Consider the following 13384-nt stretch of genomic DNA (forward strand, 5'->3'; position numbering starts at 1 on the left):
GCACCTAAGTCACCTCCACATTGGAAAATACAAATGAGCTTTGCAACACCCACTGCAGTCGCCGAGTCAGCACACGACCATTTCTTTCTGGGCTCCGACCACGAGCGCAACGAGCGCAAAGTGTGGCTGGTCATTGCCCTCACGGCCAGCATGATGCTGGTTGAGATCATTGCGGGCACGCTCTACGGCTCAATGGCGCTGGTGGCCGACGGCTGGCACATGTCCACCCATGCAGGCGCTATGCTGATCACCGCATTGGCTTATCGCTTCGCACGCAAGCACGTGCGCAATCGGCGCTTTACGTTCGGCACGGGCAAACTCGGCGACCTGGCTGGCTTTGCGAGCGCAGTCATCCTGGCGTTGATTGCCCTGCTTATCGCTTACGAAAGCGTGGTCCGGCTGACCCAGCCGATCCCTATCGATTTCAACCAAGCGATCGTCGTGGCCGCCGTGGGTTTGGTCATCAACGTAGTCTGCGCCTGGCTGCTGAAAGACGATCACGCGCACCACGGTCACCACCACGGCCATCATCAACATGACTCTGAGCGCGGCGACAACTGCGGCCACGATGACCACCATGCGCCGGGCATGAGCCGCGACAACAATCTGCGCGCTGCGTACATCCACGTCTTGGCGGATGCGCTTACCTCGGTGCTGGCCATCGTCGCGCTGCTGGTCGGCAGCAGTTACGGGTGGCTGTGGGCTGACCCTCTCATGGGCGTGGTAGGCGCGCTGGTGATAGCCCGCTGGTCCTGGGGTCTGATCCGCGACTCTGGTAGTGTTTTGCTGGATGCCTCAGCCGAAGGAGAGGAAGTGCAGCTGGAGATCCGGGAGGCGATGGCGCCAACAGGAAGCAAGGTTACCGATCTGCACGTGTGGCAGGTCGGGCCGGGTCACTTCGCGGCCATTGTCTCGCTGACAGCACCGGAGCCGAAAGAGCCTTCGCACTACAAAGCGCTGATGGCGCAAATTCACGAGCTTTCGCATGTCACGGTAGAGATTCAGCGGCAGGTCACATGAGTATCGGGATCCTATTGAAGACCTGGGCCAAGCGGGTCAAGCGCGACGGCGTGACGCTTTGGTTTGCGGGCAAGCATCCCCGCACACCCTGGCATGCGAAGATTCTGGGAGTCTTTGTAGTTGCTTACGCACTGAGTCCCATCGACCTGATCCCGGATTTCATCCCCGTATTGGGTTACGTTGACGACATACTTTTGTTGCCAGCATTGATCTGGCTGACCGTGAAGCTACTGCCACCGGATGTCCTTGCGGAATGCCGCGTCCAGGCGGATGCTTGGATACGAGCTAAGGGTGCCAAACCCAGAAGTCAGTTTGGGATGGTGCTCGTCGTGATGGTGTGGTTGAGCGTAGCTACAGCGGCATGCTTGTGGCTCAAGCTGTATCTATAGGTTGGCCCCCGCGCGTAACTCGAGGGACTCTTCTTGCACCGAATTTCCTTGACATTCTCTAGATCGCCTCGCTGAATCGACCGGCGCAAGGCCCCCTATGCCCCTTACTTCCGCCCCCAAGCGAGACGTACTTCAGATGTGGGGATGTGTTCGGTTCCTTTGCATCCATACTTGATCGATAGCTCCATTGGGTGCCATTGATGGCGGCCACGGTGCTCTTATCGGGTCTTCAGTTTTGAGCGATAGCGACAGGGGGGCGCCGCTGACCTGGTGGCGCCGCTTTGATCGGCACCCATGCCATGGAGCCAGTCCGATTGAAGCTGCATTGCCTGACGTCGCCACGCAGCCTGTCTATCAGCAAACTCGACGCCCCCAAGGGGGCCGCCCTAAGCCGGCCTCACGAAGCCTCAGTGTCAGGCTGATTGCGTTTTCTCGGCTTTCTCATCAGCACATAGGTCGCAGGAATCACAAACAGGGACAGCAGCGGCGCTGTCACCATACCGCCCAGCATAGGGGCCGCGATGCGGCTCATGACCTCCGAGCCTGTCCCGCTGCTCCACACGATGGGCACCAGGCCCGCCAGAATGACTGCCACGGTCATGGCCTTGGGTCGGACGCGCAGCACAGCACCTTCACGGATCGCATCCAGTAGCTCTTCCAGCGTGGGCTGCCTGCCGTCTGGACATCTCTGTGCGAGTGCCTGCTTGAGGTAGATGAGCATGACCACCCCGAACTCTGCCGCGACCCCCGCAAGGGCGATGAAGCCCACACCGGTGGCGATGGACAGGTTGTAGTTCATCAGGTACAGGAACCAGATGCCCCCGGTCAATGCGAACGGCAGCGTCGCCATGATCAGTCCTGCCTCCCCCATGCGCGAGAAGGTCAGGTACAACAGCACGAAGATGATCAGCAAGGTGGCAGGCACCACTACTTTCAGGCGGGCATTGGCCCGCTCCAGGTACTCGAACTGGCCTGAGTACGTGATGCTGACCCCGGGCTCCAGCTTGATCTGTCGGCTCACGGCATCGCGCAGCTCATTGGCCACGGAAGCCAGATCGCGCCCCCGCACATCGACATACACCCAGCCAGATGGGCGGGCGTTCTCGCTCTTGAGCATGGGCGGCCCATCGGTGATGGAGACGCTGGCCACCGTGCCCAGCGTGATCTGCTGCCCCATGGGGGTGGAGATGGGCAACTGGGCCAGGCGTTCTGGCGAGTCTCTCCACTCACGCGGATAGCGCAGGTTGATCGGGAAGCGGGCCAAGCCCTCGACCGTTTCAGACACGTTTTCACCACCGATAGCCCCGGAGACCACGGCCTGGATTTCGCTCACGTTCAGCCCGTACCGCCCTGCGGCCGTGCGGTCGATGCGGACATCGACGTAGCGCCCCCCCGTCAGGCGCTCTGCCAACGACGAAGTCACTCCCGGAATGCCCTTGGCGACCTGCTCGACTTGGGCAGCGATCCCGTCGATCACCTTCAGGTCGTTGCCGGTCACCTTGACCCCGATGGGACTCTTGATGCCGGTGGCCAGCATGTCAATCCGGTTGCGGATGGGTGGAATCCAGATGTTGGACAGGCCAGGAATCTTGACGGCCTTGTCCAGCTCCTCGATCAGACCCTCGGGCGTCATTCCTGGACGCCATTGGTCTCTGGGCTTGAGCTTCACCGTGGTCTCGAACATTTCCAGCGGTGCCGGATCGGTTGCAGTCTCCGCGCGGCCAGCCTTGCCGAAGACGCGCTCGACCTCGGGAACCGTCTTGATCATCCGGTTGCTCAGTTGCAGAAGCTCCGTCGCCCGCTGTGCCGACAGGCCCGGGAGCGCCGAAGGCATGTACAGCAGATCGCCTTCATCGAGCCTGGGCAGGAACTCGCCCCCCAGCCGCGAGAGGGGCCAGATCGTGGTCGTCAGCGCCAGCACGGCGATGACCAGTGTGGATTTGGGGCGGTGCAGAACCCATTCCAGGCAAGGCCGGTACACGGCAATCAGCGCGCGCGTGATCGGGTTCTTTTGCTCATCTGGGATGCGGCCCCGGATCCAGTAGCCCATCAGGACCGGGATCAGCGTGACCGAGAGGGCCGCAGCTGCGGCCATCGCGTAGGTCTTAGTGAACGCCAGCGGTCCAAACAGGCGACCTTCCTGTGCTTCCAGCGTAAAGACGGGCACGAAGGACAAGGTGATGATGAGCAGCGAGAAGAACAGCGCGGGGCCTACCTCCTCGGCGGCTTCGGTGATTACCTTCCAGCGCTCTTCCCCGACCAACTGCCGGTCGGGATGCTTGTGCTGCCAGGCCTCCAGCTTCTTGTGGGCGTTCTCAATCATCACCACGGCTGCATCGACCATGGCGCCCACGGCGATGGCAATCCCGCCCAGGGACATGATGTTGGCGTTGATGCCCTGGTAGCGCATCACCAGAAACGCCGCCATGATCCCCAGCGGCAGAGAAATGATGGCGACCAGTGCCGAGCGCAAGTGCCAGAGGAACAAGACGCAGACCACAGCCACCACGATGAACTCCTCCACGAGTTTGGTGGTGAGGTTCTGGATCGCCCGCTCAATGAGTGCGCTGCGGTCGTAGGTGGTGACGATCTCCACGCCCGGGGGCAGGCTGCTTTGCAGCTCGCTGAGCTTGGCCTTGACGGCTTTGATGGTTTCCTGGGCATTCTTGCCCGAGCGCAGAACCACCACGCCACCGGCCACCTCGCCATCGCCATCGAGTTCGGCGATACCGCGCCGCATCTCTGGCCCGATCTGGAGCGTGGCGACATCGCCCAGACGCACGGGAATCCCGGCGCGCGATACCAGCGGGATGGAACGAAAGTCGTCCAGCGTCTTGAGGTAGCCGCTGGCCCGCACCATGTATTCGGCCCCGGACAACTCCAGCACCGACCCTCCCGTTTCCTGGTTCGCTCCCAGGATGGCATCACGCACCTGCCCCTGGGTCAGCCCTTGGGCTGCGAGCTTGATCGGATCGAGCACCACCTGGTACTGCTTGACCATGCCGCCCACCGACGCCACTTCCGCGACATTGGGCAGGCTCTTGAGTTCGAATTTCAGGAACCAGTCCTGCAGGGCCCGCAGCTGGGCGAGATCGTTCTTGCCGGTGCGGTCCACCAGCGCATATTGGTAGATCCAGCCGACCCCGGTGGCGTCGGGGCCGAGCGACGATTTGGCCGTGGCGGGTAGTCGCCCCTGCACCTGGTTCATGTACTCCAGCACCCGGGAACGTGCCCAGTACAGGTCCGTGCCGTCCTCGAACAGGATGTAGACAAACGAGTCGCCAAAGAACGAGAAGCCGCGCACCGTCTTGGCGCCCGGGACGGACAGCATGGTGGTGGCCAGCGGGTAGGTCACCTGGTTTTCCACGATCTGCGGCGCCTGGCCGGGGTAGGAGGTGCGGATGATGACCTGGACATCCGACAAATCGGGGAGCGCGTCCACGGGGGTGCTGCGCACGCCCCACACGCCCCAGGCCGTGAGCATCACGGTCGCCAGCAGAACCAGGAGTCGGTTCGCCACCGACCAGCGGATCAGACGTGCGATCATGGCTTGATCCTTTCCACGGCAGTGATCACGAAGTCCTTGCCTTGCTGCTGGAAGGTGAACTTGACCTGCTGCTCCGGTTTCAGGGCCTTGGCCAGCTCTGGGTTTGCCAGCTTGAATGGCATGGTCATGCCGGGCCACTTCAGTTCAGGCACGGCCTCGTGGGTAAGGGTCAGCTCGGTGGGGGTGACCTCATCGACCACCCCTCGCACCGTAAAGCTCTTGGACGCCGGAGCCGCAGAGGCCGAGGAACCCTGTTCAGCGATGGGTTGTGCGCTGCTGCCGGGAGGTTGAGCGGGCATGATGCCTCGCAGGCTGGCTTCCGAGTCGATCAGGAACTGCGCCGAGGCGACCACCTGCTGCCCTGCGGTGAGTCCGCTTTGAATGACGAGTCGGTCATCGATTTCCGCGCCAAGTTGTACCTGGACGGGGTGGTACTTGCCGGGGCCGTCCACCACGTAAACCAGTGCCCGCTTACCGGTTCGGATCACCGCTTCACTGGGTACCAGCAGCGCCGGTTGGGTGCGTCCCGCCAGGACAATCTGCCCGGACATGCCCGCCTTCAGGCGCTGGGCGGGGTTGGGAAGCTCCAGGCGCACGCGCACCGTGCGGGTGTCCCGGTTGGCCTCTGGGAGGATGCTCACGACACGGGCTTTGAGGGTTTCTCCCGGAAACGCGGCCAGGCGCACCTGGGCGTCCTGCCCCAGTTGCAAGGGACCGCTTTGCGCTTCGGGAACGGCCGCTTCGATCCAGACGCTGGCCAGACCGTTCACGCGCACCAGGCTGGCCCCCGCAGAGACCGTCATGCCCTGGCGCACCATCAGTTCGGCCACCATCCCTGCTTGTGGGAAGGTCACCGTGTAGCGGCCCTGAGGTTCGCCCGTGCGCTCCACCTGGGCCACGAGCGAGGCAGGCATGCCCAGCAGTGACAACCGATGACGCGAAGCGGCCGTCAGCGACTCTTCCTTGAGCGCCCGGACAGCGAGGAACTCGCGCTGCGCAGCCACCCACTCAGGCAGCAGTAAATCGGCCAATGGCGCGCCTGCGGCCACCACGTCACCCGGGGCCCGGGCATAGACACGCTCCACAAATCCTGCAGAACGCGCCTGGACGATACTCACATCCCGGTCATTGAGCTGGACCGTGCCCAGCACGTCCACATCGGATCCAATGTCGCGCTGCTCCACCGTGGCGGTGCGCAGGCCGAGGGCTTGCACCGCTTGTGCCGAGACATTCAAACCGGTGCTTTGTTGTGCGTCCTCATCGGCGTACTTGGGAACCAGCGCCATGTCCATGTAGGGCGACTTGCCTGGCTTGTCGAACTTCTGCGTTGGCACCATGGGGTCGTACCAGTACAGCACCTTGCGGTCGGCCTTCGCCGCTTCTGCCGATGGAGGGGTAGCGCCAGATGGATGACTGCTCGCAATGCGCCATTGGGAGACGCCCCAACCGAGGGCAATGCCAGCAGCCACCAGTGCCACGGCCACAGTGGTCTTCTTGAAAACGGTATTGGTCATGTGGTTCTCCCTTCAGTCCGCGATCAGGCTGTTCAGACGGGCAATCACGGTGTCCCGCTGCGCCTGCAGATCAATGAGCCGCCAGTGCGTCTCCCGCACTTGGGCCCTTGCCGCCAGCACGGCGCTCAAGTCGCCTTTGGCTGACTGGTAGTTGGCCAGCGCGAGTTCGGCACGCCCCTGTGCCAAGCCCATGCCCGCCGATTGCAGCCGCTCGATCTGACTGTTCAGTGCCGCCAGCTCTGAGGCGCTGTCCTCCAGCTCCTGCAGGTGCCTGCGGGTCACGTCTTCCTGCTCGGCGTCCAGGCGCTGCAGCTCCAGCTGCTTGGCCTTGATCTGGGGTCCCTGGCGCCGCTCCTGTTGCCAGGGAAGGTCAAAGGTCACCTGGAAGGACACCATGTCGCCCCAGCGTCGGTCGCGGCGGCTGTAGGCGACTTCCCAGGACCAATCACCCTTGGTTTCTGCTTGGGCTTCGCGCGTTTCCGCCAAGGCCATGGCCTGCATGGCGGGGTACTGCGCAAGTTCCGCGTGGCGGTGTACCTCAGACCGCAGTTGATCCAAGGGGCGGCTCAGCGGCCCAGGAGTTCCCTGTAGCGCCTCGTCGGCGCGAGCGCCAACCCAGCGCCGCAACATCGCCCTGGCCTTGGATCGGTCCCGCTGCAGATCGTCCCTGCGATCCGACAGCGCAAGCGCCTCCTGCCTGGCCATCAGCAGGTCTGCGGCCTGGGCCGTGCCTCCGGCGATGCGGGCGGGCAGGCTGTCCTGCAGGCGCTGGTTCTCACTCAGTAGACCGGTGAGTACCTGGTCACGTTGCTCGATAGCCTGGGCCAGGATCCACGCTTGACTCAGTTCCTGGCGGATCTGCAGGCGCTGGACCGCCAGGGTGGCGCGTTCGCGTTCCACCTTGGCCTCGGCACCGGCGATCTGGGCATCGCGCTTGGCCCGGTTGGGCACCTCCTGCATCAGCGCCAGGCGCTGCATGGTCATGGACTCACGCGTGAGGCTGAAGCGGTCCATGCCGCTGATGGGAAAGTTCTCGATACCGACCGAGAGCTTGGGATCCGGCAGCGTTCCCGCCGCCTGCCGGGTGCTGGTGGCTGCGTCAATCTGCAGCCGCTGGGCCGTGATGCGAGGGCTGTGCTGCTCCGCCAGATCCAAGGCCTCTGCAAAGCCCAGGGCGTGGGCCTGGTTGCCAGCCAAGCCGATGCTGGTCAACAGGACCCCGAGAGCGCCCAGGCGCAGTTGGCGGAGGTTGCGCACCTGTATGCGCTGCGAGATGGGGTGAATGCGCTGGTGCGCAGACAGGCGCTCGCAGGGAACGCCGAAGGAGATGTTGGGCATGATGGTCCTCGAAATGAAGGGGCACGAAGTCAGACTTGCGCAAACGCTGCAAGGCAGCGCGCAAGACGTGCACGATCAATTCCGAAAGACCTGATGGGTTAGATAGATGGGGGGAGCGCCCGCTCGACTGTCCAGCTCCGCGTAGACAGCCCGAGGGTCAATATGGCGCTCGGAGTCCAGGATCACAGGCAGCACATAGGCGACCCAGATAGCGTGCGCCGCGATCGCCTGCAGATCGAGACCTTGGAGCGAGGGGGAGGACAAGCTGTCGCCGTCACAATGGGCTCGGCACAGCTGAGGATCCTGCTCATCCATGGTGCCCGCCATCGCGTGGCAATCGGGCATGGAGGGCATGCCGACGGCATCTCCCATGGCCATGCCCGCTTTTTGCATCGATGCCGCATGGGCTGCGGAGTCCAGCTTGGGACAGGCATAGGCGGCCAACGCGAACTGCATCAGAAGCAACGCCGCGACCAGGAAGCTGGTTATCCAGCGTCCTTGGCGCGATACGGTGCTTCTGGCGAAGATCATGGTGCGAATGGTATCCCCAGCGGCGGCCACAGACTTAACCTAGATCAAATCCGAGCCTGCCGAGCCAACTCAGCCCTTGCGAAGCCGCAAGGCGTTGGCGATCACGGACGCCGAACTCAGGCTCATCGCCAAGGCCGCGATCATCGGCGATAGCAGCCAACCGGTGAAGGGATACAGCAGCCCCGCCGCAATCGGTATGCCCAGCGCGTTGTAGAGGAAGGCAAACATCAGATTCTGCTTCATGTTGCCCACCGTCGCCTCAGACAGCTCCCGCGCAGTGGAAATACCCCGCAGATCACCCTTGACCAGGGTAACCTGGGCGCTGTTCATCGCCACATCGGTTCCGGTACCCATCGCGATCCCTACATCTGCCTTGGCAAGGGCGGGCGCGTCGTTGATCCCGTCCCCTGCCATGGCAACGACACGGCCTTCGGCCTGCAGCCGCGACACCAGCGCCAGCTTGTCGGCAGGCTTGACCTCCCCATGGACCTCATCAATCCCCAGCTTTGCACCTACCGCCTTGGCGGTGGTCATGCCGTCGCCCGTGGCCATGACGATGCGCAGTCCCGCCGCATGCAGATTCGCAAGGGCCTCCGGCGTGCTCGCCTTGACGGCATCCGAGACCGCAAGCAGGCCTTGAAGCTGGCCATCGGCCGCCAGGTACATCACGCTGGCGCCTGTGGCGCGCAAGGCCTCTGCCTGCGCAAGCAGCGGGTTCGCAGAAACCCCGACCTGCTCCATGAGGACCGTGTTTCCCAAGGCGAGTTGGCGCCCAGCGACCCGTCCGCGCACCCCGATGCCAGACCCGGACTCAAAGTCCTCGGGCTTGTCCAGGGCCAGCCCCTTGGCGCGGGCCGCTTGGACAATGGCATCGGCCAGCGGATGCTCGCTGCCTTGATCCAGACTGGCTGCCAGGCGCAGAACCTCATCCTCGGACAGACCGGGCATGGCAACAACCCGCTCGAAGGAAGGCTTGCCCTCTGTGAGCGTGCCAGTCTTGTCCACGATCAGCGTATCCACCTTGCGCAGGTTCTCGATGGCTGCTGCGTCCCTGAACAGCACGCCGCTGGTCGCGCCCCGGCCCGTGGCCACCATGATGGACATGGGGGTTGCCAATCCCAACGCGCAGGGACACGCGATGATCAGCACGGCCACGGCATTGACCAGGCCATAGACCCAACGTGGCTCCGGGCCGAACAGGCCCCACGCGAACAGCGTGAGCAACGCGATGCCCACCACGGCCATGACAAAGTACCCCGCCACCTGGTCCGCCATGCGCTGCATGGGAGCCCGTGAGCGCTGTGCCTGCGCAACCATCTGAACGATCTGGGACAGCATGGTGGCGGAGCCCACCCGCTCGGACCGGATCACCAGTGCCCCGTTGGTATTGAGCGTGGCACCGATGACGGCATCGCCAGGCCCCTTGACGATGGGCACCGGCTCGCCAGTGAGCATGGCTTCGTCCACCGCGCTGCTCCCCTCGACCACCACGCCATCCACCGGCACCTTCTCACCGGGACGTACGCGCAAGAGGTCTCCCACATGGACATGGGACAAGGGAACATCACTCTCCTGACCGTTGGCGTCGATACGCCGTGCGGTCTTGGGGGCCAGGCCCAGCAGCGATTTGATGGCGGCCGAGGTCTGCGAGCGTGCCTTCAGCTCCAGCATCTGGCCCAGCAGCGTGAGCGAGATGATGACAGCGGCGGCCTCAAAGTACACCGCCACACGCCCCATGGCCTGGAACGAAGCAGGAAACACGCCGGGCGCCACGGTGGCCACCACGCTGTAGACAAATGCGGCGCCCGTGCCCAAGCTGATCAGCGTCCACATGTTGGGACTACGGTTGGCAATGGACTGAGCGCCGCGCACAAAGAAGGGCCAGCCAGCCCACAGCACGATAGGAACCGTCAGCACGAGCTCAATCCAGCTCTGTGTGGCCATCTCGAACCACTGCAGCCGGTGTCCCACCATGGCCAGGATGGTGACCACCACGGTCAGTGGCAGCGTCCACCAGAAGCGATGCCGGAAATCCACAAGTTCCGCGTTTTCTCCCTCATCCAGCGTGGGGAGCATGGGTTCCAGTGTCATGCCGCATTTAGGGCAGTTTCCGGGATGGTCTTGCCGCACCTCTGGGTGCATGGGGCAGGTGTAGATGGTGCCGGGCTGAGCTGTTTCTGGCTCACGCGCAACCTTGTCGGTACCGGGAGGCGTGACAGCGTACTTGTCCGGGTCCTCAACAAACTTCGTTTGGCACTTGGCGCTACAGAAGTAGTAGTGCCGCCCCTCATGCTCCGCCGAGTGATGCGATTGTTCCGTCACGTCCATACCGCAGACTGGATCTTTCAGTTTCGTCATGGGCGGCGGTGTATCCCCGTGGACCCCCTCATGATGCTGATGGCCATGGTGGGTGTGATCGTGCGGTTCCGCGTTGGACATGAATGGCCTCCCTGCAAATGTGTTGTGTGCCTGCAAGATTACTTTTTGCTCGAATCGCCTTCGTGAGAGCCGTGCCCCCCGTGCCCATGGAAGAGGTGCATCAACGGGCAAGCCAGCAAGAGCAGATACGGCCAGTAGCCCGCGATGTGCGACCAATGCTCCCTGAGCAAGAAGAATGCCCCGATGAGCGCAAGCATGATCACCGCGCCGATCAATTTGCGGCTGCCTCCGCTGGCGTTGGCAGCTTCTGAATGCCCTGTGGTGTGGTCGTGGTTCATGGCGATCTCCAAGAAGTGGTCATCGAGATGGTGATGGACCTTGGGGGAACAATAAGGTTTGACATGGTGGTAATGTCAAGCATGGGCTTCGTCAACCCTTGACTTGCATCACATGAATGGCGGTATGTCTACGCCTTCAACTTCGGCCGCAGCGATGTCTTCCTCGCCGCCTTCCATGGATCCGACGGGTGTCGCACCGCCACGCCGGGATGTATCAACGTGCGCGGGTCGATGGATTGCCGGAAGAAGCTGCAGATCGCGCAGTGTCATCCTTGGCAGAGTCACCCGTGAGCATGCGGCCAGCGGCGTCCACCTTGACCATGCCCAGCCTCGGATGACTCCAGTAGCGCGTCCTTCCTTCTTCAGCCTGCGCTTTGACTGGCAGCACTTGATCTCGCACGTCAACGCCAGTAGGCGTCGCGAAAGAGGCTGCGGAAGCCAGGGACAGAGCAACTGCAAAGACAGACGCAAATAGATTGTTGGACATGATTTTGGCCCTCTCATAGGTCATTGAAACGTCAGCCTGGCTGACGACCTCACGTCACGCACCTGAAGAAATCTGTGCGTGTCGTGTTGAGGGGAAGTCTCGATCTTGGTCAATCACCGGAAGATGATGGGTGGATGACATTTTTGTAATGCAAAGAACCACCGCCGTGAGAGCACTCCGGGTTGCTCCGAGAGCGATGCTGCCTTGTGCTCGGATGCGCATGCATTGCCAGTTGCTGTCAAAAGCGTAATCGGAGGGTCACCTCACCGTGGGGGTGCGATTTCTAGACTTCTCTCCGTGGTGCAGAAATCGCCACCTGGATGAACCATATCGGGCATCCGGCGCCACAGGAGACCATCATGAAAGTTCGTACCGTAATCCTCGTCGCCAGCCTTGCCGCGTCGGCTACTGCGTCCTTCGCCACTTCCGTTTATCACGCAAGCCCCAGCCAAGAAGAAGGCGTCAGCCTGGCCGCTGACCATTTGGGCAATGCGGTCAGCCGCCAAGCGGTTGAAAGCACCGTGCTGGCCGCTCAGAAGGACGGTTCGCTGTACTGGATCAGCCGTGGCTACCCTGCCACTTATCCACTCGTTCCGGGCCCCAAACTGACCAAGACCCGCCAGCAAGTCCTCGATGAGTTGCAGTCAGCCAAGCGCAACCCCGTCGGTCGTGACGGTGTACGGGATATGGGCGGCGAAGCTGGCTGGGTCGATGCCCGCCAACTGCCCTGAACCCTCTCAACGATCACCGGCACCCGCGTTCGCTCCAAAACCGGCCTGCGGTTGCACTTCAACCATCACCATTTATCCAAAAAGGAAACCCCATCATGAAACTCAAGTCCACGCTCATCATCCTTTCCCTCATCGCAGCTCCCGCGTTCGCATCAGACCAAACGGTCAGCAAGACGCGCGAACAAGTGCTGGCTGAATTGGCGCAGGCTCAGCAAAACGGCGAGATGCTTGCTCCTGGCGATTCGGGGATGACTCTCAAGCAAATCAACCCCGGAGCCTATCGCTCGGCTACTTCGACTCAGGCTCGCAAATCCCGCGAGCAAGTGCGGGAAGAATTGGAGCAGGCTATCCGTACGGGTGACATCATGGTGGCGGGTGAATTCGGGGTCAAACGCAATGAGTTGATGTCTGGTCGTTATCCGATCGTGGCAGGCAAGTCGTTGAAGACGCGGGAACAAGTCAAAAGTGAGTTGGCACGCGCCATCCGCGAAGGAGAAATCGTCGCTGTGGGCGAAGACGGTCGCAAGCTCAACGAAATCTATCCTGACCGCTACCATGCTGCGCAACATGCTGCCGTGGCCGCCACCTCGGACGAATCCACCAAGGCCCCTCGTTTCTAAACAGGTTCTCCGGGCAGTCGGCTGCTGATCTGGAGGGGCCTTTCGAAACAGGCCCTTCTCCAGTTGGCGCACCGTGCATGTCTGCATCGCCAGCAGCAAGTGCGTGCGACATCTACTTTTGCATTGCTCTGGCCTCCGAGCATCAGACTTGCATGTTCATCACATCGGTGTAGGCCTGGACAATGCGGTTGCGGCTCTGAAGAGTGGCCTGAAACGCGATGTTCGACTTGACTCCAGCGAGCATCGTTTCTTCAAGACTGACCGTGGGATTGCCGAATGTGACCTCGCGGCTTAGGCGACCAGACTCACTCTGCAACTGGCTTGTGGTTGAAAGCGCCTGCTTCATCGCGTCCAGAAAACCGCCTCCCTGGATGCTCGGTGCTTTGGGCACAGAGTTTCCCAGCGAACTGACAGGCAATAGTGCATCCAATGGCCTTGTCGTGACGTTCATGCCGAGGCTTTCTGGTGGCGAAGAGTTTGCGAAGTTCTG

The 13384-nt window shown here is 62.3% G+C and carries 11 protein-coding genes; 4 read left to right on the forward strand and 7 right to left on the reverse strand.

The window, feature by feature from the left end; all coding sequences use genetic code 11:
* Positions 1–33: 33 nt before the first annotated feature.
* Together dmeF and AC07Z7_RS01660 are read left to right on the forward strand one after the other, a co-directional pair.
* Positions 34–1020 (forward strand): CDF family Co(II)/Ni(II) efflux transporter DmeF, encoded by a 987-nt coding sequence (gene dmeF / locus AC07Z7_RS01655; protein ID WP_015012951.1) that lies wholly within the window; start codon positions 34–36, stop codon positions 1018–1020.
* Positions 1017–1409: a YkvA family protein gene (locus AC07Z7_RS01660; protein ID WP_015012950.1), complete on the forward strand. Its 393-nt coding sequence runs from the start codon at positions 1017–1019 to the stop codon at positions 1407–1409. Before dmeF ends, AC07Z7_RS01660 begins: the two co-directional genes overlap by 4 nt.
* Before the next feature lie 397 nt (positions 1410–1806).
* On the opposite strand, the gene AC07Z7_RS01665 is transcribed toward AC07Z7_RS01660, so the two are convergent.
* The 6 genes from AC07Z7_RS01665 to AC07Z7_RS01690 form a co-directional block, all read right to left on the reverse strand.
* Positions 1807–4956 (reverse strand): efflux RND transporter permease subunit, encoded by a 3150-nt coding sequence (locus AC07Z7_RS01665; protein WP_209818016.1) that lies wholly within the window; start codon positions 4954–4956, stop codon positions 1807–1809.
* Positions 4953–6470: an efflux RND transporter periplasmic adaptor subunit gene (locus tag AC07Z7_RS01670; protein ID WP_209818018.1), complete on the reverse strand. Its 1518-nt coding sequence runs from the start codon at positions 6468–6470 to the stop codon at positions 4953–4955. The genes AC07Z7_RS01665 and AC07Z7_RS01670 overlap by 4 nt, the downstream gene beginning before the upstream one ends.
* Before the next feature lie 12 nt (positions 6471–6482).
* Positions 6483–7808 carry a TolC family protein gene (locus AC07Z7_RS01675; RefSeq protein ID WP_209818020.1) on the reverse strand — a complete coding sequence of 442 codons (1326 nt, stop codon included), beginning with the start codon at positions 7806–7808 and terminating at the stop codon, positions 6483–6485.
* A gap of 75 nt (positions 7809–7883) precedes the next feature.
* Entirely contained in the window at positions 7884–8339 is a 456-nt protein-coding gene (locus tag AC07Z7_RS01680) for a hypothetical protein (RefSeq protein WP_015012946.1), read from the reverse strand.
* 69 nt (positions 8340–8408) lie between these two features.
* Positions 8409–10697 carry a heavy metal translocating P-type ATPase gene (locus tag AC07Z7_RS01685; protein WP_209818022.1) on the reverse strand — a complete coding sequence of 763 codons (2289 nt, stop codon included), beginning with the start codon at positions 10695–10697 and terminating at the stop codon, positions 8409–8411.
* 119 nt (positions 10698–10816) lie between these two features.
* Positions 10817–11056: a DUF2933 domain-containing protein gene (locus tag AC07Z7_RS01690; protein ID WP_015012930.1), complete on the reverse strand. Its 240-nt coding sequence runs from the start codon at positions 11054–11056 to the stop codon at positions 10817–10819.
* Positions 11057–11902: 846 nt separating this feature from the next.
* On the opposite strand from AC07Z7_RS01690, the gene AC07Z7_RS01695 reads away from it, so the two are divergent.
* Positions 11903–12274 (forward strand): hypothetical protein, encoded by a 372-nt coding sequence (locus tag AC07Z7_RS01695; protein WP_209818024.1) that lies wholly within the window; start codon positions 11903–11905, stop codon positions 12272–12274.
* A 95-nt stretch (positions 12275–12369) separates the two neighbouring features.
* Complete coding sequence (locus tag AC07Z7_RS01700; RefSeq protein WP_056637575.1) at positions 12370–12894, forward strand: DUF4148 domain-containing protein; 525 nt, start codon at positions 12370–12372, stop codon at positions 12892–12894.
* A 142-nt stretch (positions 12895–13036) separates the two neighbouring features.
* Here AC07Z7_RS01700 and fliE read toward each other — a convergent pair whose 3' ends face one another.
* Positions 13037–13345 (reverse strand): flagellar hook-basal body complex protein FliE, encoded by a 309-nt coding sequence (fliE, locus tag AC07Z7_RS01705; RefSeq protein WP_494765115.1) that lies wholly within the window; start codon positions 13343–13345, stop codon positions 13037–13039.
* Positions 13346–13384 lie beyond the last annotated feature (39 nt).

The organism is Acidovorax sp. GW101-11A03 (genome assembly GCF_059424825.1).

What these genes read in the sequence shown, in the direction of transcription:
- dmeF (WP_015012951.1), top strand. Translation starts at nt 34, where the DNA reads ATGAGCTTTGCAACACCCACTGCAGTCGCCGAGTCAGCACACGACCAT.
- AC07Z7_RS01675 (WP_209818020.1), bottom strand. Translation starts at nt 7,808, where the DNA reads ATGCCCAACATCTCCTTCGGCGTTCCCTGCGAGCGCCTGTCTGCGCAC.
- AC07Z7_RS01690 (WP_015012930.1), bottom strand. Translation starts at nt 11,056, where the DNA reads ATGAACCACGACCACACCACAGGGCATTCAGAAGCTGCCAACGCCAGC.
- AC07Z7_RS01670 (WP_209818018.1), bottom strand. Translation starts at nt 6,470, where the DNA reads ATGACCAATACCGTTTTCAAGAAGACCACTGTGGCCGTGGCACTGGTG.
- AC07Z7_RS01695 (WP_209818024.1), top strand. Translation starts at nt 11,903, where the DNA reads ATGAAAGTTCGTACCGTAATCCTCGTCGCCAGCCTTGCCGCGTCGGCT.
- AC07Z7_RS01700 (WP_056637575.1), top strand. Translation starts at nt 12,370, where the DNA reads ATGAAACTCAAGTCCACGCTCATCATCCTTTCCCTCATCGCAGCTCCC.
- AC07Z7_RS01685 (WP_209818022.1), bottom strand. Translation starts at nt 10,697, where the DNA reads ATGACGAAACTGAAAGATCCAGTCTGCGGTATGGACGTGACGGAACAA.
- AC07Z7_RS01665 (WP_209818016.1), bottom strand. Translation starts at nt 4,956, where the DNA reads ATGATCGCACGTCTGATCCGCTGGTCGGTGGCGAACCGACTCCTGGTT.
- AC07Z7_RS01680 (WP_015012946.1), bottom strand. Translation starts at nt 8,339, where the DNA reads ATGATCTTCGCCAGAAGCACCGTATCGCGCCAAGGACGCTGGATAACC.
- AC07Z7_RS01660 (WP_015012950.1), top strand. Translation starts at nt 1,017, where the DNA reads ATGAGTATCGGGATCCTATTGAAGACCTGGGCCAAGCGGGTCAAGCGC.
- fliE (WP_494765115.1), bottom strand. Translation starts at nt 13,345, where the DNA reads ATGAACGTCACGACAAGGCCATTGGATGCACTATTGCCTGTCAGTTCG.